We start from the raw sequence: 26,213 nt of genomic DNA, 5'->3' as shown, positions 1-26,213 counted from the left end.
CGGGGGGAGAACTGGTTCTAGCTGAGGACTACTCCCCACAAAAGTAAAAAGCACCTACTGTCCCGTGATAGCCGGGAGGAAGCAGGTGCTTTATATTTAGCGTACACCAAAGAATTTCTTGATCTTCGAAAATACGCCTTTGCTTTCAGTATCAAGCTGTTGCAATGGTACGGATTCGCCGAGGATCCTTCGGGCAATGTTCCTGTAAGCGATGGAAGCTTTGCTGTTTGGATTCAGTGCGATTGGTTCGCCGTGATTGGATGCTTTGATGACTTCATCATCATCCGCTACGATCCCTATGAGATCGATGGATAAATGTGTGGTGATTTCATCGACATCAAGCATGTCGCCATTTTTCATCATATGGCTGCGGATCCTGTTGATGACCAGTTTCGGCGATTCAACATTCTCTTCTTTTTCTAGCAGGCCGATGATCCTGTCAGCGTCCCTTACAGCCGAAACTTCAGGTGTAGTGACAACGATTGCCTTGTCTGCACCGGCAACAGCATTCTTATAGCCTTGCTCGATTCCAGCCGGGCAGTCGATGACGATATAATCATAATCTTGCTTAAGTTCATTGACCAATTTCCTCATTTGCTCAGGCTGGACCGCTGTTTTGTCACTTGTCTGTGCAGCTGGAAGCAAATAAAGGTGATCATCGAAGCGCTTGTCTTTTACAAGTGCCTGATGGATTTTACATCTGCCCTCAATGACATCGACAAGATCATAAATGATGCGGTTTTCAAGTCCCATGACAACGTCCAGGTTGCGCAACCCAATATCTGTGTCAATCAGACAGACTCTTTTGCCTTGAAGGGCCAAAGCTGTACCTATATTGGCAGAGGTTGTCGTTTTGCCGACCCCGCCTTTTCCGGATGTAATTACAATCGCTTCTCCCACTTTTAAAGGCCTCCTTCGAATCTAGTTAAATTAGGTCTTTTTTTCATTAAAACTTGCAATCTATCAACAACGATTTGCTTTGTATCTGATATGTACGCACATTCCATTGCACGATTTTCGTCCTCAGGCACCTCGTCCGGAGCGCGATTTATGCAGTCACTGATCCTAAGCTGCGAAGGCTTCATGACAGAAGCAGCAATCACTGCTTCATCATTGCCGGCCGAACCTGCATGTGCAATCCCTTTTAACGCACCCATGACAAATATATTTCCGGTAGCCTTGACTGTTCCCCCGGGATTAACATCACCAATGAGCAGCAAGTCACCCGTTATTTCAAGGACCTGGCCTGAGCGGATTACCTTGGCAACCGGAACGATTTCCGTTTCCTGGCGAAGTTTTTCGGCTTCATCCCTGGAAATGACATTCGTCTCAAGGTCATCAACGATCAAATTCCTCTTTTGCCGGATCAAGTCTTTCAGCTCTTCTTCCTGGGTCTTCGTAAGGTATCTGTTCCCTACCTTCACCTTAACAGAAAGCAGCTGCTGCTCCTCCTGGACACGAGTGGAATTCGATAACTTCCTCTCCAACTCTTTTTTCAAGTCGTCATAAGAACAAGTATCATCCAAATGGAGCGTAAGACCGTCTTTTGTCCCTTTAATTGTCACATTTTGTGTTTTCTTCATACTGGATGTTCACCTCAAACGAAAAGCGCAAGCACCTTGGTACCTCGATGAGTGTTAGAAGGCCTACCACTGAAGTCGTTCTTTGACTTCAATGATTGGATTGAAACGTCTCGAAGGGCTAGGCGCTGGAGCTAGACACTAATCTAAGTGTAAAAGTAAAACTTAAAGCGCAAGACAATTGTCTGCTAAAAAAATAAATTTCATATAGTACCTAAAAGGAATTCGACAATCGCCTGCCAAATTCCTTTATTTCCATATCCATGATTGCTTTTTTCTTCATAATGCTTCTATTCCATGGTAAAGTCCCTTTGAAATCTCCGTATGGATCCCTTAATCATGCCTGAGTCTGTCTGCGGCGTTCTCGAATTGCTTTTTGAACGGATAGGCAGCCAAAATGATAAAGGCCAGATTCAAAATCAAGGTAGGGACTAGTCTTATTTTAACATAGGTCGAAAAGTCCAGGTCAGTAATTTTTATTAACAGCATCATCTCATAGACCCCGAGTTCCAATAACGCAATCCCCAGAAGAGACAGGATGGAAACAACCAGCACATTGGTTTGAAGAATCCTGATCATGTATGTGAACAAATAGGCAATGACCGGAAACATGAAAAGATAAATCCCGATAATTTCTGTGTATACTAGATCAAAAAGCAGTCCAAAAATGATTCCGTACAGAATTCCATGTTTCGGACTCAGATATGCGGTAAGAAACAAAATCCCAGCCATCAGGAAATGCGGCACGAGGATACGGTCACTATTAAATAATTCAGCTGGCAGCAGTTCAACAAACAAACTTTCCAGAATGAATAAGAAAACGAAAAGCGCGGGGAGCAGGAAACGGATCAATTGCCTTCCTCCTCACCTTCGCTATCTTCCAAGCTTTCTTCAAGGTCTACAGAGACCATGGATTTCTTGACAACCATGACATGTTCCAAATCATAGAGATTTGCTTCCGGTTTTATATAGGCTGTTTGATTCAAGCCAAATTGATCAGGGACGACATCGACGACCTTGCCAATCGGCAAGTCTTTTGGAAAGATACCACCCATTCCTGTCGTAACGACGTTTTGCCCTTTTTCGATTTTGGCATTGTACGGAAGGCCTTTCAGTAAAAGCAGTTCTTTTTTCTTGTCATATCCTTCAATTGTGCCGTAAAGCGGCTTATCTGCCTGAAGGATGGCGGATATCCTGTTGGTAGGATCGATCGAGCTGACCAATTGGACTGTGGCTGAAAACGGCGTTGTGCTCTTTACTTTGCCAATCAGCCCCTTAGACGTGATGACAGCCATGTTTTTTTCCACACCGTTGGACGCACCTTTATTGATGATGATTAATTCATTCCAGCGTTCAGGGCTTCTGGCAATCCTGACGGCCTGGATTGGTTCATAGTCTGCAAGCGATTCTTTTTTATCTAAAATTTCCTGAAGCTCCTCGTTTTCTTTTTCAAGGGAGTATACTTTGGCTTCAAGGCGGGCCATATCATCAACGCGTTTCTTCAACTCTTTGTTTTCCTGATATGTATTTTGCAAGTCTTGAAGGTTTTCAATAAAGCCTGCAACATAATTAACTGGTCTGGATACAATGGATTGCACCCAGCTGGTCGAGTCTTTGACAAATTGCTCCGGCCATGTTAATTCTTCTCTTTCCCTCAAAGAAAAACCAATCAATGCCACGAGGACTATAATGCTCACAAGAAGCATTATCAGGCGTTTATTAAAAAAGAACTGTGGCATGATTCACACCTCTAATCTAAAAATATGGATGACAGAAGATGAGGGAAGTGGATGATTTCCGCTTCCCTTCTTCAAATTATCTTGATTCTTTTGCTTTGCTCTTGAATAGATCGATATGATCCAACGCCTTGCCTGTTCCGGCAGCGACACAATCCAGAGGATCCTCAGCAATCAATACTGGCATTTTTGTTTCTTCACTGATGACTTTATCCAGGTTACGGAGCAATGCGCCTCCGCCTGTCAGGACAATTCCGCGGTCCATGATATCGGAAGCAAGTTCCGGCGGTGTTTTTTCAAGTGTCAGCTTAACAGCATCGACAATCGCGTATACTGTATCGTGAAGTGCTTTAGCAATTTCTTCTGCAGTGATTTCAATTGTTTTCGGCAAACCGGTCAACAAATCACGGCCGCGGATTTCCATGTTTTCGATTCCTTCGGCGTCACCTGCTGAACCTACTTCCATCTTAATCGTTTCTGCCGTTCTCTCACCAATCATAAGGTTATACGTTTTACGGATATAGTTGATGATTGCGTCGTCCATCTCATCACCGGCAATGCGGACAGACTGGGATGTAACAATTCCGCCGAGGGAAATAATCGCGACTTCTGTTGTTCCACCCCCGATATCAACCACCATGCTTCCTGTCGGTTCCCAAACTGGAAGGTTGGCACCGATGGCCGCTGCAAACGGTTCCTCAATCGTGAACGCATCCCTTGCGCCAGCCTGTCGAGTTGCGTCGATTACCGCGCGCTCTTCAACCGCAGTGATTCCTGATGGAACACAGACCATTACATAAGGCTTGCCGGCAAACCAACCTTTGTTTTTCGTAGCCTGCTTGATATAATACTTCATCATTGTCGCTGTTGTTTCATAATCCGCGATGACGCCGTCCTTCATCGGCCTTAATGCTACGACGTTACCAGGCGTACGTCCGATCATGTTCTTAGCGTCATTTCCCACTGCGACGATGTTTTTTGTATCTGTCTGCAGGGCCACAACGGATGGCTCTCTTAAAACAATCCCTTTTCCTTTAACAAAAACAAGCGTATTCGCAGTACCGAGATCGATTCCCAGGTCTCTTGTTCCAATCCCAAACATATTTGTATCTCCCTTTCTTAACAAAAAAATGCAATAAAAGAACAGGCAATCTATAACAAAATTAGTTGAATGTTCATAGGCGGATTTTCCGACGAGTTTTTAAGCTCGTCCGCAAAAATCATAAATTATATTATATCGTAACGTCAATCAAAATCCTAGTATCATACATACCCTTTTTCCTTCAAACTAACATATTTATTTTCCCCAATTATCAAATGGTCTAGCAATTCAATTCCGACTATTTTCCCCGACTCACTAAGCCGCTTGGTGACTTCGATATCCTCCCTGCTCGGGGTCGGGTCGCCGGATGGATGATTGTGGACGCAAATGACTGAAGCCGCCGACCTGCGGACTGCCTCCTTGAACACTTCTCTCGGATGGACAATCGAAGCGTTAAGACTGCCGATGAATATTGTCTGTCTGTGTATCACCTGATTTTTCGTATTCAAATACAGGCAGACGAAATGCTCTTGGGTCAAAAAGCGCATATCATTCATGAGGTATTTTGCACCGTCCTCCGGGGAGCGGATGACATAGCGTTCATCAAGGGTATGATTGGCGATACGCCTGCCGATTTCAACGGCAGCGAGAACATGGATCGCTTTTGCCTGGCCGATCCCTTTAATCTGGGTCAGTTCTTCGAGGGTCGCGTCCTTTAACAGGCGCAGCCCCTCAAACTGGGAAAGCATCCGGTTCGCAAGCTGGAGGACCGATTCATCCCGCGATCCCGTGCCTAATAACAGGGCAAGTAATTCATGGTTGGAAAGGCTCTGGGGGCCATTCTGGACAAAGCGCTCCCTCGGCCGCTCATTTTGCGGATAATCTCTGATCATTAATGAATGTGTAGACAATACATTTTCCTCCCGGTCATGATTATGACGAGGGAAGTGTAGAAGAAGTTTCTGTGGTTTTCTTTTAATAAGGAAGGTTGTAACCGATTTTTCTTAACTCCCTGATCAATCTTGATACAGGCAGTCCAACAACTGTGTAGTAATCTCCACTGATTTCCCTGACAAGCATGCTGCCGAATCCCTGGATTCCATAGCCGCCCGCCTTATCGAATGGTTCACCGCTCTTTATATAGGTGTCGATTTCTTCATCTGACAGATCCCAGAATGTCACATCTGTTTTTTCATAAAAACGCGTTTCCTTCTCAGGGGAGATGATTGATACTCCGGTGTAGACTGAATGAGTATTCCCAGACAGCGTTTTGAGCATCTTTGAAGCTTCTTGTCCGCTTTCAGGTTTTCCAAGAATCATTCCATCATGGACCACAACAGTGTCTGAGCCAATCACAAAACAATCCGGAAAATGTTGAGCTACTGTCCCTGACTTCCTTGAAGCAAGCTCCATCACTGCTTCAGATGGGCTTAGGGTCTCACTGAAACTTTCATCTGCATCACTGCTCGAGATTTCGAATTCCAAGCGGAGGTTTTCAAGAAGTTCTTTTCGCCGTGGAGAAGAAGAGGCTAAAATGAGGCGTTGCATAAAATCACCTTTCTTTTCTTATTGCGTCAAAGGGAGACACAAGCTAATACTATCAGAGTTCACCATTTGCGACAATAATTAGCCAAGTAATTGGCAAAAAAAATCAGAGCCTGCCGCAAAATGGCGAAGGCTCTGTTAATTTGTACAATTTCCCGGAAAATATTCTTTTGGGGCTTCGTTACTACTATGGCTTATTTTCCAATGGCCTGATAGGCAGATAGGAATGAGAGTAGGCTTTTCTCCATTTCCTCAAGCTGGTTGGCGTCCTTCGACTTCTGGTAGCTGGCGAAAGAAGCACTTGCCTTCTCCATACTGGCCTTCGCTTTTAAGATATTTTGATCCTTTATATTTTTGTCCGCAATTTTTCCGAGGAGTGCGTTAAAATCTTCTGCCTTTTTCACTTCCTCTGGTGAAGCTTGTGATCCGCTCACCATGATTGAATACAGTTCCGGAGCTTGTTGGAGGAACTTTGCCTCATTTGCGTTCAAACCGGCGGCTGTTCCTCCCGGAATTTCGAATGGCTTCGCAAAAACCTCCACACCTTTGGCTTTGAGGGCCTCAGCCTGTTGTTTCGCCGCCTCGATGCTGCCGGCTGTTCCTAAATAGACAGCGAATTGGCCATTTACAGAAAACTGCTCAGCCGTGACTCCTTTATCTGCAAGCAGCTTCACTCGTTCCTTCGCACCATCCTCGGTCGTGAAAATTCCGTTCTGGACGATGAACACTGGAATTGGTTTTAGTTTTAGCTCTTCCCCGCCGCTCGCCGGATTTTTCGCTGGAGAGCCTTCTTTCGGGGCACTCACAGTCGGTAGTGCAGTCGTGTCTTGTTCAGATGCGACAAACTTAAGGAAAGTAATCCCAAACGCCGTTCCCAGCAACACCGCCAAAAAGACCGTCACAAAAATTGTCGTGTAAAACCGGTTGCTACGTTTTGTTTTTGTGTTCCAAACCGATATCCCCAGACTTTTCTTTTTCTTCTTCTGCTGCTTTGGCGCGATTTTATATTCTTTGACAATCTCCTGTTCGACGGGATCAGGTAAAATCCAGTCAAAGTCTTCCTCAGTCTTTTCCTGGGCAGCCGCAGTTTCATTTAACGCTGCTTCATTATCCAGTGGATATACCTTGCCCCGATCATCACGAAGATCATTAATCGGGAACTTGCCGCTATTTTCTTTTTCAATTTTACTATTTTCAACCTTATCTTCTTTCTGCTTCTTTTTTTCGATGCCGTTTTGGTGATCCTGCCTGTCTTCCTGAACCGGACGGTTCTTGCCATTAATCTTGATTGTAATCGTTTTGCCATGCTTGTCCAAAGCTTGTACCTCCCCCTGCCCGTTCCTGTTTTGCTTCATCCTATCACACAGACAAAAAAAAATAACAAGACTTTTGTCGTCTTGTTATAGAATGCTTTCGTCAATTTTTTTACTAGATTAGTTGCCATCCATTTCACTAGTTTCATCAATAGACTTTTCTGACTCTATAAGATTATCTTCTGAATAATCTCCGAAAGTCGGGAACGGATTGCGCTTGTTGGCCGGGGCTGGGGTTTCGATCTTAGTGCTTTCAGCCTTTAAGTCATCAACACCTGACAGATAGAACGTGTTTATTGTAACGGTCATCGTAATTTTACTATTTTTATCCGAAAGAGAAGTAATTTCCTCAGGACCGCTGAATGACATGGCTTCAATCATAACAATTCGCTGTAAGTCCTCCATAGTGGCCAGGAATTTTTCGAGGGAAAAATAGCCGTGGGACTCAACTGTAACCGTCACAGAGGATTTAGAAACCCCTTTAGGAAGATTTACCTGCGGCGCATTGTTTGCAGAAATGGTTTCCACCCCCTGGTTTTGGCCATTGGCAGTTTCCTCCTCTGAACTTTGCTTCCCGCTGTTACTAGCCTGTTCGTGACTGGCGATTTCTCCGTCATGATTGAATTCCATCGAAGTGATATAACTATCAGATATGACCTCCGCCTTCTCAAGGTCTAACACGAGCTGTTCGGTCATCGGGTCGACGGGGAGCTTTTTCTGAAGTTCAACAGTACTATTAAAATCACTCCCACTAGCTGTGGATATACGGCTCTCCAATGTCTTGCTCAGCTTTTGCTCTGTTTTAAGCTGGCTTTCTTTTAATGCGATGCTGCCTTTCAAAGGAGATATGTAAAGAACAAAACCACCTAAATAGATCAATATTGCCAACAATCCTATAGCAAGCATTGTCATGATATGTTTCTTTTCAAGTTGGAGGTTCATGTGCCACTTCCTTCTTTAGAAGCAATTCCCTTGTGCCCTTTGAATTGTTCAGGCTTGAAAAAGATTTCGTATTCCGCACTATAGCGCGGAAGGGTTTCCTCTTCTCTCGCTTGAGAAGAAGAAAGTGTTGCTCCTGCGGTACTTGTTACTTGGTCATCAGTTTCTGCCACAATATTCAAAAGTATCACTTTCTCAACCCACTCCGAGTCTTTTAATGAACTCAAATAAAATGCCGCATCTCTTGAGGCATCAAACTGAATCTTAATCACTACAGAGTTTGCATTACCGTATTCAAGTTCCTGGATAAATCCTCGCTCCGGCAAAAGTCCGATGACCCTCTGCAGAAGCGGAACCGTTTCAACTGGGTATTGTTCTGCCCACTCCACCGCTTGCTGAAGCATCGCAGCAGAACTGCCTGTATCTCCATCAGCTAATTTTGCCTGTTGGACTTCATTCAGCTTTTGAACATTCACAATCTGTTGATCAAGAGAAGCCATCCTGTCCTCGTAGCTGCTTCCCTGAAAAAAAATAACCGAGGCACTTACCGATACTAAAAGAATTCCTGCCAGTGCCATAAAGAGTACGGAGGATTTCTTATGTTCTTTTTTAGGTAAAAGATTAATCTCTACAAGCATCATTGCACCTCTTTTAATCCAAGGCCCAGCGCCAGATGAAAAGAATCAGGGAAGATACCCTGCTCACTTCCAGGTAAATTGATACTCAAGGTATCCACATGGACTTCAAATTGTTCCTTCATGTCTGCAATTACACGTTCAAGCATTGGATGGTCCCCAGTTACCAGGATTTTTGTTACTTCTTTTTTACCCTGGGTAAGTGAATAACGGTAAAAATCCATCAACTTTATGATATCGCGGTAAATATCCTCAAGCTGAAAGGATAGCTCGGAAATTTCTCCTTCATACACCATTGTCTGTTCAGAAACTTCACCTTTACTCAACTTGACCTTCCAGTTATCTTTCAAGTCACCAGGGATATGACGCATAAAAACAGGGATATGTTCCTCAAATACACACATGCTGATAACATCAAGGTCAAACCGGACCGACAGCAGGACATCATGTTTGCGGAATAAATCAGATTGGTGATATAGCCTGTATATCGCCAGCGGGGAGATATCGGCAGCAATCGGTTTAAGTCTGGCAGCTTTGAACAAATCTGCGTATTCAGTCACATATTTTTCAGGAGAAGCAAAAACTAGAACTTCTTGTTGTTTGCCCTCAGAGCCAAGGGTTACAATATCGAACACCGGATCCTCAAAAGGCAGGTGGATTGAAGTCCCTAACTCCAAATATAAGTAACCATGGATTTCATCCTCTTTCACATCAGAGGGAATAGAAACCTTTCTGATCATCACCAGGGAATCGGGTACTATGAACCGAACTTCCCTTTTAGCAATCTTCCAATCTTCAATGCATTCGTCAAGGATATTCTCCAATGTATCAAAATCTTGAATCTTTCCGTCCGAAATGACACCCGGAGGCAAAAAGCGCTGTCCATAATGAAGCGGAATGGCTGGATTCTTCTGTTTTAATTCAACATAACGAATAGCATGGTCATTGATGACAATATTGACAACTTTGCTTCTGCCAGAAAAAAAAGGAAATGCCATTTCAAAAAACTCCTTATTAAAAAACTGTAAGCAATAGATTCAGATACCAATCTATTATTTTCTCTCCGAAAAAATATGCAGTCAGCGTGCCAATGCCGATGAATGGCCCGAATGGAATGGGCTGCTTCTTCTTTACCAGACCAAATAGCAGGCCGATGATTCCGAAAAAAGCCCCAAAGAAGGTGGAAAAAAAGAAGGAGAGCAGCATCGATTTAAAACCAACAGCGAAACCAATCAACGCAAAAAGCTTGATATCACCGCCGCCCATGCCACCCTTACTTGCGAAAGCGATTAATAGGAGGAGAATGAATCCAGCAGCTGCACCGATAAGAGAAGCCCACCAAGGCATAAGAGGCTGATAGATTCGCTCGAGAGCAAAAATCCCTGCGAACACCAGCAGCACCCTATCAGGGATGATCATATAAGCCAGATCAGAGACCGTAATAATAATAAACAAAGAGATGAGCGTAAGAGCGATCAAAAGCTCATAGTTCCAGCCCTTTAACAGAAATGCTCCGGCAAAAAGCAAGCCCGTCAAAAGCTCGAAGAAAGGATAAACGGGAGAAATGCCGACCTTGCACTGGCGGCACTTCCCCCTTTGGAATAGATATGATAGAACAGGAATTAACTCAAGTGCCATCAACTGGTGCCCGCATTTCGGACAGGAAGAGCGCGGTGCTACGATGGATTTGCCTTCCGGCACTCGCAGTCCTACAACGTTGTAGAAGGAGCCTAGAAGGAGGCCGTAACTAAATAAGAAAATATACATATTATTATAAAGAAACGTTTGTTCTTTCAAGTTCGCTTGCGTCTACATCATCAGTAATGTGGTTTATTAAACTAGCATCAGAACCACTTTTTAAAGTTACTCTATATTTATATCCTCCAGTAACCTTGGTAATGGTTACAAGACTCGCATCGTCATTGTAATTTACACTTTTATTACTAGGGTTTTTAATATTCTCAATGTAGCCACCGGTTTTCAAGTCTCCTAAATCAATATTCACTGATCCACTACTTGGGACAGTAATAGTGCCATTAGTTACTGCCAACCTAGCAGCATTTGCCATTTGTTTAGCATTAGCGATGTGAGCATCTTTTTTAGAATTTTCTATAATACTACCTACACTCGGCACAGCAATCGCAGCAATAATCCCCAAAATAACAATAACCGCCAAAAGTTCGACAAGTGTCAAACCTCTTTGATCTTTCATTTTTTTCTTAATCGCTTTTAACATTCGAACCTCTCCTTTTTAGTTTTATTTTCCCGGTACAAAAGAACTATGTATCTACCAGTATTATAATTGATTGACTTTTAAATTAATATATAAATTAGGTTGTTTTTTGTCTTTATTTGCCAATTCCTAGTTCACATGATTGAATATGTCGAACATTGGGACCATGATGGAGGTGACAATCGTTCCGACGAGTCCAGCGAGTAAGACAATCATGATCGGCTCGATTAGTGACTTTAGCTGGTCGGTGCTTGTCTCTACTTCCTTTTCATAGAAATCTGCGACTTTTCCGAGCATGCCGTCAAGTGAACCGGTTTCTTCTCCGATTGCAATCATCTGGGTGACGAGTGGCGGAAAAGCCCAGTGCCTGCGCATTGGTCCAGTCATGGATTCTCCGACTTCCATAGCGTCACGGGAATCGCGTACGACACGGGCAATCACTTCATTCTCGACGACATTTTCTACAATGGACAACGCTTGCAGGATCGGTACTGAGCTTGTGAACAATGAACTTAGTGTACGGGTCATCCTTGCAAGCACTGCTTTTTGCATCAGCTTCCCAAAAATCGGCATTCTTAACATGGCGTAATCAAGGTAATATTTACTTTTCTTATTTTTCTTCGCTAAAACTAGTGAAACAGTACACCCAATAAAAAACAGAAGGAGCAACCACCAAAAACTTTGCATGAACTCACTTGCCTTAAGTACGAACATTGTGATAGCTGGAAGTTCCCCACCAAAATCTTCAAACATCCCTACAAATGTTGGGACTACTGAAACAAGCAGGAAGATTACGACGCCAACAGCGATCAGGCCGATCACTGCAGGATATGTCAATGCGGCTACAATCTTCTGCCTGGTGCTATGCTGTTTTTCATAATGATCGGCAAGACGTTCAAGTGTCTCATCCATATTGCCGCCGGCCTCACCAGCTTTGATCATATTTATATACATAGGAGAGAAAATTTTGCTATGTCTGCTAGAAGCCTGGGATAACTGGTTTCCTTCTCTTAACTCTGCTTCAATATCTAACAGTGCTTTCCTTAATGCTTTGCTGTCTGTCTGGTGGGCAAGAATCTTCGTCGATTCGACAACCGATACTCCTGCTTTAAGCAAAGTGGCGAACTGGCGCAAAAAAATGACTAGATGCTGGAGTTTGACAGGATTACCAAATGAAATTTCCTTAGTCAGCAGTGTCTCGGGAACCTCGATGATATCTGTAGTGCGGATTCCTTCTGCCCGCAACTTCTCGAGCGCTTCTCTTTTGGAGCCAGCAGTAATGGTCCCTGAGCGTTTTTTTGTCCGGTCACGTCCGGAATATTTAAATCTCGCCATTCTTACACCAACTTCTCCAGTAAGTATGGTTCAGCTGATTCCCTCGAGATAATCCCCTGCATGACCAGTTCCTTAATGCTCATCTCAAGCGTGTGCATGCCAAATGCTTTTGATGTTTGCATAATGCTGATGATTTGGTGGATTTTTTCATTCCGGATCAAATTGGCCACTGCCGCATTATTGATCAGGATTTCAGTTGCTCCGCGGCGGCTTCTTTTATCAACCGTCGGAAACAATCGCTGTGAAACAACAGCAACCAGGACTGAAGCCAGCTGGATCCGGATTTGCGCTTGCTGGGCGGATGGAAACACATCGATAATCCGGTTGATGGTTGCCGGCGCACTTGATGTATGCAATGTACCCAGCACGAGATGGCCTGTTTCAGCAGCAGTAATAGCCGTCTGGATTGTATCAAGGTCACGCATTTCCCCTACCAGGATTACGTCAGGATCCTGTCTGAGCGCGGCACGCAATCCGTTGGCAAAGTTGTTAGTATCGAAGCCCACTTCACGCTGGTCTATGATGCTGTTCCCATGCTTATGCAAATACTCAATTGGGTCCTCTAGTGTGACTATGTGCTTCGACATATTTTTATTTATGTACTGTATCATTGCTGCCAGTGTTGTTGACTTCCCGCTTCCTGTTGGCCCGGTAACGAGTACAAGTCCCTGTGGCTTCTCGGCAATCTTCTTCAAGACCGAGGGGAGTTCCAGTTCCTCAAGAGTAGGAATTGTGGTTGGGACAACACGTGCTGCGAGGGAGACACATCCCCTCTGGTGATAAGCATTGACCCTGAATCTCGATATGCCAGGTATGCCGTAGGAGAAATCCAGTTCCCCCTTGGACTTGAAGTCGTCCCATAGTTTTGCAGGAATGATTGCTTTTGCCATTCCCTCTGTATCTTCAGGCAAAATCGCCTCTGTGCCAAATCTTTGTAATTCACCGTTGATTCTCAATATGGGTGGCACACCGACTGTAATGTGGATGTCAGAGGCCTTACGTTCAAATCCGGTACTCAGCAAATGTTCGATTTTTTCTTTCATTTTCGATCCCCGCTTACTCTGTAATTGCCACCCTTAATACTTCCTCAGTAGTCGTAAGACCTTGCTTTACCTTCAGCAAGCCATCGTCAATAAGAAAGATGGTCTCGTTTTTAACGGCAATTTCACGAAGAACGGTGACAGGCTCCTCATTCATGATAGCTTTACGAAGTTCTTCATTAATGTCCAATACCTCATGGATGGCAATCCGGCCGCGATATCCTGTCATATTACAGGAAGAGCAGCCACTGCCTTTCCAGACGGTATCGATTTGAATTCCTCTTTTTGCGAAAATATCGATTTCCCGCTTTGTTGGCTCTTGTGCTTTGGCGCAATCCCGACAGACCTTTCTGACAAGTCTCTGGGCGACTACTCCACTTAAAGATGATGCAACCAGGAAAGGCTCTACACCCATATCAAGCATTCGTGTCACTGAACTTAGTGCATCATTCGTATGGAGCGTACTTAAAACAAGATGCCCTGTCAGGGATGCTCTAACAGATACCTCAACGGTTTCCTTGTCCCGTATTTCCCCAACCATGATGATGTCAGGATCCTGCCGGAGAATGGATCTTAACCCTGCTGCAAATGTCATTCCAACATTCTGGTTCACCTGGATCTGGTTTATGCCTTCAAGCTGGTATTCTACCGGGTCTTCAATCGTGATGATATTGACTTCCTCGCTGTTTAGCTTGTTAAGAGCTGCATATAATGTCGATGATTTTCCTGATCCTGTTGGACCCGTAATTAATACGATTCCATTTGGCTTAGTAATCATCTTCAAGAACCGATCAACGTTCTGCTTGTTGAATCCAAGCTTTTCTATATCATTCAATGTGCTTCCCATATCAAGGATCCGCATGACAACCTTTTCACCAAATACAGTCGGCATTGTCGAAACCCTCAAATCAACAGGATGGAAGTCAATATTCACCTTGATGCGCCCGTCCTGCGGAATGCGATTCTCTGTAATGTCCAGGTTCGCCATGATTTTAATCCTGGCAATCAGCACATTTTGCATATGCTTAGGCAATACTCTTTGAACTCTGAGTATTCCATCAACTCGATAACGGACGACTATTCTTGTTTCCTGAGGATCTATATGAATATCACTCGCTTTTAGAGTGGAAGCACCAGAAAGCAGCTGGTTGACCAGCCGGATGATCGGCGAATCTGCTTCAGTCAGCACTTCTTCCTTTATCATTTCAACCGGAGCATTGAGCTCCATGAACTCTTCAAACCCTTCATTGCTATCGTAGTACTTATTGATTGCCCTGAGGATATCGTCCTTTGTTGCAATAGCAGTTTCGACTTGAAAGCCTGTCGAAAGCCGGAGATCGTCTACTGTAAAAAAGTCCATTGGATCTGCCATCGCGACAAATAATTTATCGCCTTCTTTTTTCAGCGGAATGACCAATTTCCTTGTCGCCAATTCTTTTGGCACGAGGGTAAACAATTTGGTATCAAACGGATAGCGATATAAGCTGATATGCGGGATGCCTAGCTGGAATTCCAGTACTTCAATCAGCTGCTGTTCGGTGATAAGGCCCTGTTGGAGCAATGCATCACCAAGCTTCTGGCCATCAGCTTTTTCAGCAAGGGCTGCCTGCAGCTGTTCAGCTGTAAGCATCCCTGTTTCGACTAATAAATCACCAAGCCGCTTACGTGTTTGTCTCATCTTCTTTCGCTCCCGGTCCTACTGATTATTTTGGCTCCTCATTCGGCTTTCCCCAGAGACTGCTATCGTCTTCCACTTCGGCGCTTGTATCCTGTCCTGGAGAGTCATTGCTGTGATCTTGAGTTGGTGCGGTGCTGTCCGCTCCTGCTGGAACACCGGGCAGAACAGTTGTAGTTGTTTTGTTTTCAGCCGGTCCTGCTACAGTGCCAATGCTGTTATTGTCTGGGCTAGCAGGCTGAACTGCAGGGGCCACCGGCAGTATTTCCACTCTGTGTTCAGGCCGGTAAAAATCTTCTGAAAGGAATTGGGACTCAAGGAGCTCTCCTTTTTGCCCGTACTTTTCACGGTTGACTGTAATCAGGTATCCTGCTTTACCTTTTTTCTCTACCGACTTTTGACCCGGCTGTAAAAGTGGGGAGTACTGTTTTATTGTTCTTGGTTTGAACTCCTGCTTCCCAGATGCTGTAACCTTATATTCATATAGTAGAGGAGCTCCTTTAATCATTACCTGCAATTCTTCATTAACAATAGTAAGCTCTATCCTGTAGGGTGTTTTGTTGGGGTTATAAAATTTCAAATCAAGGCTTTTCGCAAAATCAACCTTTGACTCGAAACCAAGCTCAATATTATCTGCCAATACAGAACTGATATGTCTCTCTGTAATTGTAAAATTTGTTGGCAATACCGCTTTATAGATCACAGATGCAATTTGACTGTAAGCAAAAGAAGACTTTTCGATCAGCCCTTTTTCATACGCAGTTTTAACTAAAGAGACTGGAGATTCGGAAGCTATTTCTATTTTTTGAATCACTTCCACGAGTTCTTTAATTTCATTGCTCTCATCAGGAAGATCAATGGAAGTTTTTGATATCGTTACTGGCTCCTCTTCCGGAAGAAAGTTTTCCAGGCTGATCTCCAATGATGGTAAAAACCGTTGACCGGCTGCACGCAATTCATTCATAAGCATTTCTTTTTCTATATGCCTGACTATAGTTTCAGGCAGGGTCAACCTGCTTAGAATACCTTCGTTCATTTCTACATAAAGCTCATTTTGAGTTCCGCTTTTAGCGTCAGCAACCGATTCATCAACTAAGTAAATGAATTGTGATGGATCAACAGCAAAGGTATCACTTTTAAATACCAGACTGATTCTGGTCGCTGCTGCCCACTCGTTCACTTTCGCTTCAACCGCTGCCTTTGCCTGCTCATGTGTTTTATTAGATACGTCCACGGTGCCTATGTATGTTTTTTCAGAGAATGCCTGGTTACTGGATGCGCGGAATCCGAATGCGGGTATTCCATAATAGGCGAAACTAAATATAAACACAGAAAAAACAGAGAGGATTAGCGAAAATTTAATGATTTGCTGCTTTCTCATGTATTTTTTCTCCCCGCAGATTAATTTAATAGATTTAAAGAGTGTAATCTTATGTATTTCCGATTTTTGATTGAAGCAGGAGATCTCATACCTAAAGGGTTTATTGCCTTCAAACCAGGTAGCTATCTCGGAAGCTTAATCATCCCTGGAATGACTATGAACCAAAATACCTATAAAAAAACATGCTATTATTTTCTTTTTTTCTATAAATCGCTGATTACAACAAATTTCATATGAATATTCTGCTTGGATTCTCAAAATTAGACAATTTTCACATAGTAATATTGTATAATAAAATTACTAGATTTAGAAGATGGAGGAAGAAAGTCTTGGTAAAAAAGTTGGATGACCAGCGTGGTTTGACGTTGCTAGAGGTCTTATTGTCAATCGTAATTCTTACAATAGTTCTTACTTCTTTTGCTGGCTTCTTCAGCCAATCAGCATTATTCGTCAAAAAAAATGAAGAGAAACTATCAACATCTCAGACTGCCCAGCAAATTGTAAATTTAATCGAAGTATATATATCTAAGAGTAGGTTGCAAACGGTAACTGATTGTGTTGATTTTGATTGTGTCTTAAATAAAGAAAGCTTGGAAGCACTTTCCGGCCAAGCTATCAATAGTGCATATACTATATCGGCAATTTTTAAGCCTGGTGAAGAAAATTTGATTAAAACCAAAGTAACAATCTTTGACAACGATGATCCTGAAAGTTCCTCTGAAACATATACGTATATAAGAAGGTGAGTACATGAATAACCAAAAGGGATTGTCATTGGTAGAACTTCTCGCTGCAATTACTGTGCTTTTCATCATATCAGGAGTAATATACGGAGTGTTTTTCAGTTTTAATAATAATTACGATCAAATCTCCGATAAAAATAGCATGGGTCAGACAGCCAATCTGATCCTGGCAACTATTAAGGAGTATCACCAGAAAAATGATTCCTATTGGATAAATTATGATGATTCAGACAAGAGAGCCTACATTGGCAAAGATTCTGCAGATACCCTGCTTGGCGAAACCAATTATGATCTTGAATTAAAGGCAGGCTATCCTGCACCAGCTTCCATAGATAATATAAAAGTAGACGCTCATCAACCACTTACAGTTCATCTAAACTTAACCGATAAAAAAGGGCAGACATATGAAGTTGAAACGACCGTAAAAAGATATTAGGGAGGTCTCGTTTTGAAAGTGGAAAATCAAAAAGGGTATGCACTTGTCCTTGTCCTGGTGATTATCACCATCACCTTTACCCTGGCTCTTTCATTGAGTGGAATGGCACTGTCTGCCCGCAAACAATTTAATAAGACAGACGAGACCAATAAGGCCACCGACATTGCAGAAATGGGTGTTGCCCACTATGAAGCATGGCTTGCAAATGCTGTTAGCCGGGCAAACATCTACGCGGAATCCCAGGCTGATACAGCAATTAAGAACAACAACGGGAACAAAAAACCTCACCCTCTGGGCAAAGTAAAAACGTGTAAGAAAAACACAATTCGATGTACTGTCGAATATGATGAATACTTCCTGAAAGATCTGAAACTCAGAATTGATGCACTCAACAATTCTCTTTTAAGAACCGTTGAAGGAGATAATGTATACGAGGTCAAGGATATTACTATTTCAGACATTAAGGCGGATGATACTATCGCAGTTAACTTTAAAAGTTATGGCAAAACTAAGACAGAAACTAAAGTTTTGGAAAGTATGATTACTATTGAAAAGAACGGCGAAAGTCTGGTTGGGGAAACTAAACCATTGCCAACCGATTATAAAATCGTGAATTCAACGGAAATCAACTTAAAAGGACAGGATAAGCATCTGACCTTTGACCAATCCACTTACTTTGAAAAGAAAATTGAAATACAAGGTAACCGTGCTATCAAAGTGAATGGTAATGCCTACTTTAAAGAAAAAGTTCTCTTCTCTGGTACAGCAGACATTTTAGTATTCGGAGATGCAATTTTCGCTGTCCCACCTGAATTTAATGGTAATGCTTATTTATTTTGCATTTACGGCAACATCTATAAAATTGACGAAAATAATAAACTCATTGAATACACAGATTTCCCTTCAGGCCAAAACAAATCCTGCCCAAGACCAAATGACGATCAATGGTACATCAACCCTGACGAAGGTATAGATGTAAAATACTAAAAGGCTGATCCCACGGGGATCAGCCTTCTTCATTTCACATATTCCGCAACCCGATTCCGTCCGGACCGCTTGGCTCCAACATATAAGGCCCTGTCTGCATGCCTGATCAATGCCAGTGAATCATCGGCGTCCTGTGGTGCTGTTGCCACGCCGATTGAGGCGGTGATATTGACATGCAGCTGCTTTCCTTCTTCATCCATTGATTGCAGGAGGATAAAAGCCTCATCGGCAATCAGCAGCCTGATTTGTTCTGCGAGTTTAAGTGCATCACCTTTCATCATGTCGGGCAGCAGGATGACGAACTCTTCCCCGCCGTAACGTGCAAGGGTTCCGATTTTGCCGATTTTTTTCCTGAGTCGTTCCCCTAGTTGTATTAAGATTTCGTTTCCGCTTTGATGACCGTATGTATCATTTACGGATTTGAAATGGTCGATGTCTAGGAGAATGAGGGATAAGAGTTCCCTTTGGCCTAATTGCAATTTTTCGAATTCGGTTGTAAGCCTATTTTCGAAGTAACGGTAATTATACAATCCAGTGAGCGCGCATCGCTCGCTGTTTTCCTTCGTTTTTTCGTGATGCCTTGCATTTTCCACGGCAATCGCGAAGTGGGAGCAGAGGATGTCGACAATCATCAATTGTGATTTTTCAAATGCTCTTTTTTTGTTTGCGGCGAGGACGAGTACACCGACAACCTGGTTGTTCCGGACAATGGGAACGCCAAGTATGCTTTCAGCTCCCGCTGGGACGTAGCCGGAATTTATGTGGCTCCATTCTTTTCTGGAATGGAAGAGCATAGGTTTTTTCCCTGCCCAGACGAGTCCGCTGATTCCTTTGCCTTTTTCAAGCGGTTCCGCAATCGGTTCCAGTACTTCCCCGAATTCAACCTTATGGATCAGTTTCAATTCCTTATCTTCCACTACATCCAATATGTAAGCATAGTCTACCGGCAGCATTTCAATCAGCTTTTTGACGAAAAGATCAAGCACTTCATCCGCCTTTAATCTTTCTGCCAGCTGATGTCCGATTTCCGCCGCATTCTGTAAAAATTGGTTCACCTTGCCGCTGGAGTAATAGAGACTGAGAATGATAGACAGGCTTGCGAACGGAATCCCTACGAACAATAACGAATAATGTCCCATTTCACTTAAATACAGCTCATATAGCACGAAGCCAATCGGGAATGTAATAAATGTTGTGACTGTTTCCCATATGAAGTCTTTCCCGAAATATTGACCCTTCTGTTTAAAGATTACCGCTTGCAAAAATAACAGGAATAGGGTGTTTACCCCGTAATTACTAATGCCATAAACAGTTCCGAGGACATAAGTGTATGGGTTCTTTGCCAGATCAACACCTTCACGACCACCAAGCGCATAAAACAGCAGGCCGCTCACCAATGATACAATAAAGAACATTAACGAGTTTAGTGGAAACCTGTATATATCTGATTTTTGTACACGCAGCCTCATTAGAAGGATCAAGACCGAAATTTGCATTAGCACCATTTCGATGAAAATTCCATAGTTCAGGAATACCGCGAGTGAAACCCATTGGATCAGGAAGATTGGCGTATTGTTGACGACCATCGGCATGGAAGCCACCACGGCCATCAGAACAAGAAAGGGAATGACTTCCCAGATGCTCACATTGGGAGGTGGATAGACTTGATAAATCACCCAGATTCCGACTGGAACGGCCATCAGCCATGCAAACCATATTGAGTTTTTGAACATAGGGGTTATTTTCATCTATCCACCTCCTTTCTCCCTGGGTAAAAAGTCTCACTTTTTAAATATTTTAGCAAACTTTTTGTCGAATGTCATAATTTTCTTATTTATTTTTCAGCAGGTTGATAATCCTGGGCTTTGCGTCTGAAAGAAAATACAGAGAGCCTGTCACGATTAAGATTTCATCGGTTTTTATCTCATTTATTTTCTCATGAAGGAAGTCAGGATAATCTGGAGCAATGCTAAGGTTCTTGCTGTTTCCAACCTCTATTAGCTCTTCAGCAGACGCTGCCCGCGGAAAATCGAATGTTGTGAATACCAGCGAGTCCGCTGCATCTTCCAGTGTTGCAATCATCTTGTCGAACTTCTTGTCTTTGAGAGCCGCGAATAAGATGGTAATCTTTTTATCGGCATAGCGAGATTTTATTTCACTGGCAAGGGCATTTATTCCTTCCTCATTATGCGCACCATCAATCAAGACATATGGTGCCTCACTAAGGATTTCGAGACGTCCCGGCCAGTAAGCTTTGGTGAGTCCCTCCCGGACATCATTTCCCTCAATAATGAAGGAGTAGTAGTTTGCAAGAACCTGGGCCGCCATGACAGCACATGCCGCATTGTCGACCTGATGAGAACCAATCATGGAAGTTTCCAGATTTTTAAACTGGCCGAACATGCTTGAGAAGGAAAATCGCTCGCCTTGCTGCAGAGATTCCCTGGAACTTGTTGAAAAATCTTTTTCCAGCACATACAGCGGTGATTTTCCTTCTTGCGCTTTTTTCTTGATCACTTCGAGCGCTTCCGGCTGTTTCACTCCCGTAATGACACTCACACCGTTCTTGATGATGCCCGCCTTTTCAAAAGCGATTTGTTCATATGTATCACCCAGTATCGCTGTATGGTCCAACCCGATGCTTGTGATAATCGACAACAGCGGATGGATGACATTCGTCGAATCAAAACGTCCGCCAAGCCCCACTTCATAAATGACAACGTCAACGGGAGACATTTTTGCAAAATAATAGATCGACATGGCGGTGATTACTTCAAATTCAGTCGGTCCGCCCAATTCCGTCTGGTCCAGTTCGTCTGCGAGCGGCTTGATCACATTCGTCAATTCAACCAGTTCATCATCACTGATAGGCTGCCCGTTGATGCTGATCCGCTCATTGAATTGTTCGAAATAGGGCGAGGTAAAGGTGCCGACACGGTAGCCTGCTATCTGCAGAATCGAACGAAGGAAGGTGACAGTAGAGCCTTTTCCGTTCGTACCGCCGACATGGATTGTCTTGATCCTTCTTTCAGGATGCTCCAGTCTCTCAAGCATCCATTCCATCCTTGATAGTCCTGGCTTCATGCCCAGACGCAGTCTTGCATGGATCCAATTTATCGCTTGCTCATATGTTTCAAACATGGAAAACACCTCAATTCATGATGAAGACGAACCAAAAATGGTTCGTCTTCAGTATTTCATTTATTAGCTTCTCAATTCATTGATGCGAGCTTCCACTGCCGCACGCTTTTCAACGTAGTCTTTTTCCTTCGCGCGCTCTTCTTCAATGACTTTCTCAGGAGCCTTTTTAACGAAGCCTTCGTTGGAAAGCTTCTTCTGGACACGTTCTACTTCTTTATCCAGCTTTTCTTTTTCCTTCTGAAGACGGGCGATTTCTTCATCGATATTGATCAGGCCTTCAAGCGGCATGATGATTTCGAGTCCTGTAGCGACCGCTGTCATCGCTTTTTCAGGAGCGTTGACTTCAAGCCCGATTTCCAGGTTCTCTGGATTACAGAAACGGACAATGTAACCACGGTTGTTTTCTAGCATGCTTAATGTTTTTTCATCCTTCACCTTCAGGAACATATCAACCTTTTTGCTGAGCGGCGTGTTCACCTCAGAGCGGATATTCCTTACAGAACGGATGACTTCAACGAGCAGCTTCATATCTTCTGCAGCCTGTTGGTCTGTAAGAGCTGCATCAACCTGTGGCCAGCTTGCAACCGTGATGGATTCACCTTCATGAGGCAGGTTCTGCCAGATTTCTTCTGTAATGAATGGCATGAATGGGTGAAGCAGGCGCATCGTGTTATCAAGTACATATGCAAGTATGGATCTTGTCGTCTTCTTGGCTGCTTCATCTTCGCCGTAAAGCGGCAGTTTCGCCATTTCAATATACCAGTCACAAAAATCATCCCAGATGAAGTTGTAAAGGGCACGGCCAACCTCGCCAAACTCATATCGGTCTGAAAGTCTTGTAACCGTCTCGATTGTTTCATTCAGCCTTGTCAAAATCCATTTGTCGGCAACAGATTTTTCACCGCTCAAATCGATTTCCTCATATTTCAGGCCGTTCATGTTCATCAACGCAAAACGAGATGCATTCCAGATTTTATTCGCGAAGTTCCATGTTGCCTCAACCTTTTCAGTGCTGTAACGAAGGTCCTGACCTGGAGAGCTTCCTGTTGTCAGGAAGTAGCGGAGTGAGTCGGCACCATACTGGTCGATGACATCCATTGGATCCACACCGTTTCCAAGTGACTTACTCATCTTCCGGCCATCTTCGGCACGAACGAGTCCGTGAATCAATACATCCTCGAATGGCCTCTGTTCCGTGAACTCTAGTCCCTGGAAAATCATCCTTGAAACCCAGAAGAAGATAATATCATAGCCTGTTACTAATGCAGCTGTCGGATAATAGCGCTTATAGTCAGCTGCTTCCTCGTTCGGCCAGCCCATAGTTGAGAAAGGCCATAGCGCAGAGCTGAACCATGTATCAAGAACATCGTTGTCCTGTTCCCAATTTTCAGGGTCTGCTGGCGGCTCGTGGTCAACGTATACTTCGCCTGTTTCTTTATGGTACCAGGCTGGAATGCGGTGGCCCCACCAGAGCTGACGGGAAATACACCAGTCGCGGATATTTTCCATCCAGCGCATATAGGTGTTTTCAAAGCGCTCAGGAACGAAGTTTACTTTGTCTTCCTTGCCTTGAAGTGCGATAGCTTCATCAGCAAGCGGCTGCATTTTAACGAACCATTGAGTCGATAGATATGGCTCGACTACAGCCCCGCTGCGCTCAGAATGTCCTACTGAATGCATATGTTCTTCAATTTTGAACAAAACGCCAGCATCCTGAAGGTCCTTGACGATTTGCTTGCGGCACTCGAAGCGGTCCATGCCCTGATACTTGCCCGCTTTTGCGTTCATTGAGCCATCTTCGTTCATGACAAGGACTCTTTCAAGATTGTGGCGGTTGCCGATTTCAAAGTCATTAGGGTCATGTGCAGGCGTGATTTTTACAGCACCAGAACCGAATTCCATATCAACATAATCATCACCGACGATCGGAATCTCGCGTCCCACGATTGGCAGGATTACCGTCTTGCCGATCAGATGCTTGTAACGGTCATCTTCCGGATGGACAGCAACTGCCGTATCACCAAGCATTGTTTCCGGTCTTGTCGTAGCGATTTCAATATGGCCGCTGCCATCAGCCAGAGGGTATCTCATATGATAGAAAGCACCCTGGACGTCTTTGTGGATAACCTCAATATCCGATAAAGCTGTTTTAGCAGCCGGGTCCCAGTTGATGATGTATTCGCCGCGATAAATCAATCCTTTGCGGTATAAAGAAACGAATACTTCTTTAACAGCCTTTGATAGTCCTTCGTCCAATGTGAAGCGCTCGCGGCTGTAATCAAGTCCAAGTCCAAGCTTTGACCATTGCTTGCGGATATGCTGAGCATATTCCTCTTTCCATTTCCATGCTTCTTCTAAAAACTTTTCGCGGCCAAGCTCGTAGCGGTTGATGCCCTGGCTGCGCAGCTTCTCGTCAACCTTTGCCTGGGTGGCAATCCCGGCATGGTCCATTCCTGGAAGCCAAAGAACATCATAGCCCTGCATACGCTTCATTCGCGTAAGGATATCCTGGAGAGCTGTGTCCCACGCATGGCCAAGGTGCAGCTTCCCGGTTACGTTTGGCGGCGGAATCACGATTGTATAAGGTTTCTTTGTTTCATCATCTTTTGCTTCAAAAAACTTCCCCTTGACCCACCATTCATAGCGTCCCTGCTCAATCGAAGAAGGATCATATTTGGTCGGCATCGACAAATTCTCTTCCATCATTTTTTCCTCCATTCAAATGCTTTTCTTTGGAAAAATAAAAAACTCCATTCGCCATAAAAGGACGAATGGAGTATGTTCGCGGTACCACCTTTTTTCCCAGCAACGGTAAAAAACAGAGATCAGCTGCTGGCTCAAATATGGATAACGGCTCTTCACCGTCGCCTGTTACTGAGAGTATCCCGTTCCCAGGCGATGCTCAAGGGCGACCTTCCATGGTTCCCGCTTAGAAGTCCTCCCAGCAATTGGACTTCCTCTCTTCAAGCTGGCTGCTCATGTACTCTTCCCTGTCAATGCTTTGCTTTATTTTTGGTTTTTGTATATTAGTTATACTACCTAAAAAAGATGATTGACGTCAATCATCATTTCCTATTTTTCATTATTTTATACTTCATGCCACATCCTGTGACAATAATCAGCACATTTTAGGCCCATGTCTCATAGAATAAAAAAGGGATATCTTACTTGCTTGGAGGGATGGTAATGAAAAGAAAGAGGTATAATCCGTATTCACTCCCCAGATGGGCGAGGACGGCGAGGGCGGTGTGCGCACAGCTGATCATTCCTTTTTGTGTATTTCAAGGAATACGAACCCTTTTCTTCCCGTCGACCTTCGATGTCTTTCTGTTAACGATTTTCATCCTGATCGCTTTGGCAATAAAATTCGAAATATTTTAGGGAGCCTTAGAGCCGCTTTCAGCTCTGGGCTCCCTCTTGTTTGGCCTGCTCCTTCTGCCTTTCGAGTTCGTCCATCTTGGTAACTACATAACCTGTATTGCTCAAAAGCCAATACTGGCGCTGAAGCTTTTGCACAAATTTCCTTTCATCCACTTCTTTCTTGCGTTGATGATAGGTTTCTGCGACACGGATAATGCCTGACGGAAAGGCAAGATAACTCATGAATAACTGCATTTCATCATCACGGAAGGGGAAATGCTTCAGGTATACATAAATCCAGTCTATGATTTCATCACCATACTTCGGCTGTGTTTTTAATGACCTGGCCAGAAACGGCAGCAAATCCTGAATTGGAGAACCTTTCCTTGCCTTTTCAAAGTTGATGAAATAACCGTATCCCCTTTCATCGAACAGAAAATGCTCAGGCGAGACTTTGCCATGAAGCGTCACAGTCCTCGTTTTCTTCTGATCTTTCGTTTTTTCACTCCACGCCTCAAGCTTTTGTCTGGCAAACTGCATCGCCTGCCGAATCTGGATGTAATACAGACAGAAAGTCAGTTCAAATGGGGACATATATACCCTGTTCTCACAGCTTTCAAGGAAACCATTGACAAACTCTTCTTCTTTTTCCCATTCCTTCAAAGTCTGTTCATAATGCTCCTGTTTAACTTCCTGGCTGATTTCCAGCTCCTTGGCTGACAGGGTATGCATTCTTGCCAGCTCCCTGAACAGCTGCTTATGCCTTTCAGATTGGTCCTCCCTTATGGCATTTGGCATCCAGGGCATTAAATAATACAGTGAATTATTATGCAAAATTCCATAGCGGCCGTCGTTTGCCGGATAGACGGGAACAATCCTGTTATAGCCTTTTTGATAAAGAGTCTGGATATGTTTGATAAAATCCGTCCCTTCATATGGATGGATTTTCTTCAATGCAAAGGGTCCTGATTTGGTATAGACCTTTTTTATTTTTCCAAAGTCTTCCGCAAAATACGGCTCGATTGGATAATGCTTCAACACTGCCGATTCTTCTTTTAAAAAATTGCGATCATCCATCGGAACACTCGCCTA

Annotated in this window: 25 protein-coding genes and 1 other annotated feature; of the genes, 4 read left to right on the top strand and 21 right to left on the bottom strand. The window is 43.7% G+C overall.

The window, feature by feature from the left end; genetic code table 11:
- Positions 1–96 precede the first annotated feature (96 nt).
- The 17 genes from minD to FS736_RS12455 all read right to left on the bottom strand — a co-directional run bounded on the left by minD (position 97) and on the right by FS736_RS12455 (position 16,454).
- Entirely contained in the window at positions 97–900 is an 804-nt protein-coding gene (gene minD, locus FS736_RS12535; protein ID WP_144477725.1) for a septum site-determining protein MinD, read from the bottom strand.
- A 2-nt stretch (positions 901–902) separates the two neighbouring features.
- Positions 903–1,583: a septum site-determining protein MinC gene (minC, locus tag FS736_RS12530; RefSeq protein ID WP_144477723.1), complete on the bottom strand. Its 681-nt coding sequence runs from the start codon at positions 1,581–1,583 to the stop codon at positions 903–905.
- Between the two features lie 330 nt (positions 1,584–1,913).
- On the bottom strand, positions 1,914–2,432 hold the full coding sequence (mreD, locus tag FS736_RS12525) for a rod shape-determining protein MreD (protein ID WP_144477721.1): 519 nt from the start codon (positions 2,430–2,432) through the stop codon (positions 1,914–1,916).
- Positions 2,429–3,319 (bottom strand): rod shape-determining protein MreC, encoded by an 891-nt coding sequence (gene mreC / locus FS736_RS12520; RefSeq protein WP_144477719.1) that lies wholly within the window; start codon positions 3,317–3,319, stop codon positions 2,429–2,431. Before mreC ends, mreD begins: the two co-directional genes overlap by 4 nt.
- Before the next feature lie 76 nt (positions 3,320–3,395).
- On the bottom strand, positions 3,396–4,418 hold the full coding sequence (locus FS736_RS12515; RefSeq protein ID WP_144477717.1) for a rod shape-determining protein: 1,023 nt from the start codon (positions 4,416–4,418) through the stop codon (positions 3,396–3,398).
- Between the two features lie 161 nt (positions 4,419–4,579).
- On the bottom strand, positions 4,580–5,251 hold the full coding sequence (gene radC / locus FS736_RS12510; RefSeq protein WP_186326775.1) for a RadC family protein: 672 nt from the start codon (positions 5,249–5,251) through the stop codon (positions 4,580–4,582).
- An 82-nt stretch (positions 5,252–5,333) separates the two neighbouring features.
- Positions 5,334–5,906, bottom strand: coding sequence for a Maf family protein (locus tag FS736_RS12505; protein ID WP_144477713.1), 573 nt, complete (start codon positions 5,904–5,906; stop codon positions 5,334–5,336).
- A gap of 191 nt (positions 5,907–6,097) precedes the next feature.
- On the bottom strand, positions 6,098–7,219 hold the full coding sequence (locus tag FS736_RS12500; RefSeq protein ID WP_186326769.1) for an SPOR domain-containing protein: 1,122 nt from the start codon (positions 7,217–7,219) through the stop codon (positions 6,098–6,100).
- 117 nt (positions 7,220–7,336) lie between these two features.
- A complete protein-coding gene (locus FS736_RS12495; protein WP_144477709.1) occupies positions 7,337–8,158 on the bottom strand; it encodes a hypothetical protein in 822 nt (273 codons plus the stop codon).
- Positions 8,155–8,796: a PilN domain-containing protein gene (locus tag FS736_RS12490; protein WP_144477707.1), complete on the bottom strand. Its 642-nt coding sequence runs from the start codon at positions 8,794–8,796 to the stop codon at positions 8,155–8,157. Before FS736_RS12490 ends, FS736_RS12495 begins: the two co-directional genes overlap by 4 nt.
- On the bottom strand, positions 8,793–9,788 hold the full coding sequence (pilM, locus tag FS736_RS12485; RefSeq protein ID WP_144477705.1) for a type IV pilus biogenesis protein PilM: 996 nt from the start codon (positions 9,786–9,788) through the stop codon (positions 8,793–8,795). The genes FS736_RS12490 and pilM overlap by 4 nt, the downstream gene beginning before the upstream one ends.
- 16 nt (positions 9,789–9,804) lie before the next feature.
- Positions 9,805–10,557: a prepilin peptidase gene (locus tag FS736_RS12480; protein ID WP_144477810.1), complete on the bottom strand. Its 753-nt coding sequence runs from the start codon at positions 10,555–10,557 to the stop codon at positions 9,805–9,807.
- Between the two features lie 4 nt (positions 10,558–10,561).
- On the bottom strand, positions 10,562–11,026 hold the full coding sequence (locus FS736_RS12475; RefSeq protein ID WP_144477703.1) for a type II secretion system protein: 465 nt from the start codon (positions 11,024–11,026) through the stop codon (positions 10,562–10,564).
- Between the two features lie 126 nt (positions 11,027–11,152).
- On the bottom strand, positions 11,153–12,358 hold the full coding sequence (locus FS736_RS12470) for a type II secretion system F family protein (protein ID WP_144477701.1): 1,206 nt from the start codon (positions 12,356–12,358) through the stop codon (positions 11,153–11,155).
- 2 nt (positions 12,359–12,360) lie between these two features.
- Positions 12,361–13,401 (bottom strand): type IV pilus twitching motility protein PilT, encoded by a 1,041-nt coding sequence (locus FS736_RS12465; protein ID WP_144477699.1) that lies wholly within the window; start codon positions 13,399–13,401, stop codon positions 12,361–12,363.
- Between the two features lie 13 nt (positions 13,402–13,414).
- Positions 13,415–15,076 (bottom strand): GspE/PulE family protein, encoded by a 1,662-nt coding sequence (locus FS736_RS12460; protein ID WP_144477697.1) that lies wholly within the window; start codon positions 15,074–15,076, stop codon positions 13,415–13,417.
- A gap of 25 nt (positions 15,077–15,101) precedes the next feature.
- A complete protein-coding gene (locus tag FS736_RS12455; protein WP_144477695.1) occupies positions 15,102–16,454 on the bottom strand; it encodes a VanW family protein in 1,353 nt (450 codons plus the stop codon).
- A 329-nt stretch (positions 16,455–16,783) separates the two neighbouring features.
- Between FS736_RS12455 and FS736_RS12450 the strand changes: the two genes are divergently transcribed.
- From FS736_RS12450 to FS736_RS12440, 3 genes are read left to right on the top strand one after another with little or no spacing between them, the layout of a single operon-like run.
- Positions 16,784–17,200: a PulJ/GspJ family protein gene (locus FS736_RS12450; RefSeq protein ID WP_186326767.1), complete on the top strand. Its 417-nt coding sequence runs from the start codon at positions 16,784–16,786 to the stop codon at positions 17,198–17,200.
- Positions 17,201–17,204: 4 nt separating this feature from the next.
- Entirely contained in the window at positions 17,205–17,633 is a 429-nt protein-coding gene (locus FS736_RS12445) for a PilW family protein (RefSeq protein WP_144477691.1), read from the top strand.
- Between the two features lie 12 nt (positions 17,634–17,645).
- On the top strand, positions 17,646–18,620 hold the full coding sequence (locus tag FS736_RS12440; protein ID WP_144477689.1) for a hypothetical protein: 975 nt from the start codon (positions 17,646–17,648) through the stop codon (positions 18,618–18,620).
- Between the two features lie 29 nt (positions 18,621–18,649).
- Here the strand turns inward: FS736_RS12440 and FS736_RS12435 are convergent, their stop codons facing one another.
- The 3 genes from FS736_RS12435 to FS736_RS12425 all read right to left on the bottom strand — a co-directional run bounded on the left by FS736_RS12435 (position 18,650) and on the right by FS736_RS12425 (position 24,467).
- Positions 18,650–20,368, bottom strand: a complete 1,719-nt coding sequence (locus tag FS736_RS12435; RefSeq protein ID WP_144477687.1) for a sensor domain-containing diguanylate cyclase — start codon at positions 20,366–20,368, stop codon at positions 18,650–18,652.
- Positions 20,369–20,450: 82 nt separating this feature from the next.
- Entirely contained in the window at positions 20,451–21,761 is a 1,311-nt protein-coding gene (locus FS736_RS12430) for a bifunctional folylpolyglutamate synthase/dihydrofolate synthase (RefSeq protein ID WP_144477685.1), read from the bottom strand.
- A gap of 63 nt (positions 21,762–21,824) precedes the next feature.
- Positions 21,825–24,467, bottom strand: a complete 2,643-nt coding sequence (locus tag FS736_RS12425; protein WP_144477683.1) for a valine--tRNA ligase — start codon at positions 24,465–24,467, stop codon at positions 21,825–21,827.
- Positions 24,468–24,521: 54 nt separating this feature from the next.
- Positions 24,522–24,767: a binding site (T-box leader), on the bottom strand.
- A 180-nt stretch (positions 24,768–24,947) separates the two neighbouring features.
- Here FS736_RS12425 and FS736_RS12420 point away from each other — a divergent pair.
- The gene (locus FS736_RS12420) at positions 24,948–25,142 is read left to right on the top strand and encodes a hypothetical protein (protein WP_144477681.1); all 195 of its coding nucleotides are present in this window, start codon (positions 24,948–24,950) and stop codon (positions 25,140–25,142) included.
- Between the two features lie 18 nt (positions 25,143–25,160).
- Here the strand turns inward: FS736_RS12420 and ysxE are convergent, their stop codons facing one another.
- Entirely contained in the window at positions 25,161–26,198 is a 1,038-nt protein-coding gene (ysxE, locus tag FS736_RS12415) for a spore coat protein YsxE (RefSeq protein ID WP_144477679.1), read from the bottom strand.
- Positions 26,199–26,213: the final 15 nt, after the last annotated feature.

Origin of the sequence: Cytobacillus oceanisediminis 2691, assembly GCF_007678455.1 — a bacterium.
Classification (GTDB): domain Bacteria; phylum Bacillota; class Bacilli; order Bacillales; family Cytobacillaceae; genus Mesobacillus; species Mesobacillus oceanisediminis_A.
The sequence above is the reverse complement of the archived record's forward strand: the minus strand, read 5'-3'. Positions and strand labels throughout refer to the sequence as shown.

Bases quoted from the DNA above. Each gene is read 5' to 3' on its own strand.
- FS736_RS12505 (WP_144477713.1), bottom strand. From the start codon at position 5,906: ATGCAACGCCTCATTTTAGCCTCTTCTTCTCCACGGCGAAAAGAACTT.
- minC (WP_144477723.1), bottom strand. From the start codon at position 1,583: ATGAAGAAAACACAAAATGTGACAATTAAAGGGACAAAAGACGGTCTT.
- radC (WP_186326775.1), bottom strand. From the start codon at position 5,251: ATGATCAGAGATTATCCGCAAAATGAGCGGCCGAGGGAGCGCTTTGTC.
- ysxE (WP_144477679.1), bottom strand. From the start codon at position 26,198: ATGGATGATCGCAATTTTTTAAAAGAAGAATCGGCAGTGTTGAAGCAT.
- FS736_RS12435 (WP_144477687.1), bottom strand. From the start codon at position 20,368: ATGAAAATAACCCCTATGTTCAAAAACTCAATATGGTTTGCATGGCTG.
- mreC (WP_144477719.1), bottom strand. From the start codon at position 3,319: ATGCCACAGTTCTTTTTTAATAAACGCCTGATAATGCTTCTTGTGAGC.
- FS736_RS12480 (WP_144477810.1), bottom strand. From the start codon at position 10,557: ATGTATATTTTCTTATTTAGTTACGGCCTCCTTCTAGGCTCCTTCTAC.
- FS736_RS12475 (WP_144477703.1), bottom strand. From the start codon at position 11,026: ATGTTAAAAGCGATTAAGAAAAAAATGAAAGATCAAAGAGGTTTGACA.
- FS736_RS12430 (WP_144477685.1), bottom strand. From the start codon at position 21,761: ATGTTTGAAACATATGAGCAAGCGATAAATTGGATCCATGCAAGACTG.
- FS736_RS12515 (WP_144477717.1), bottom strand. From the start codon at position 4,418: ATGTTTGGGATTGGAACAAGAGACCTGGGAATCGATCTCGGTACTGCG.
- pilM (WP_144477705.1), bottom strand. From the start codon at position 9,788: ATGGCATTTCCTTTTTTTTCTGGCAGAAGCAAAGTTGTCAATATTGTC.
- FS736_RS12420 (WP_144477681.1), top strand. From the start codon at position 24,948: ATGAAAAGAAAGAGGTATAATCCGTATTCACTCCCCAGATGGGCGAGG.
- FS736_RS12445 (WP_144477691.1), top strand. From the start codon at position 17,205: ATGAATAACCAAAAGGGATTGTCATTGGTAGAACTTCTCGCTGCAATT.
- FS736_RS12460 (WP_144477697.1), bottom strand. From the start codon at position 15,076: ATGAGACAAACACGTAAGCGGCTTGGTGATTTATTAGTCGAAACAGGG.
- FS736_RS12455 (WP_144477695.1), bottom strand. From the start codon at position 16,454: ATGAGAAAGCAGCAAATCATTAAATTTTCGCTAATCCTCTCTGTTTTT.
- FS736_RS12465 (WP_144477699.1), bottom strand. From the start codon at position 13,401: ATGAAAGAAAAAATCGAACATTTGCTGAGTACCGGATTTGAACGTAAG.
- FS736_RS12490 (WP_144477707.1), bottom strand. From the start codon at position 8,796: ATGATGCTTGTAGAGATTAATCTTTTACCTAAAAAAGAACATAAGAAA.
- FS736_RS12425 (WP_144477683.1), bottom strand. From the start codon at position 24,467: ATGATGGAAGAGAATTTGTCGATGCCGACCAAATATGATCCTTCTTCG.
- FS736_RS12495 (WP_144477709.1), bottom strand. From the start codon at position 8,158: ATGAACCTCCAACTTGAAAAGAAACATATCATGACAATGCTTGCTATA.
- FS736_RS12470 (WP_144477701.1), bottom strand. From the start codon at position 12,358: ATGGCGAGATTTAAATATTCCGGACGTGACCGGACAAAAAAACGCTCA.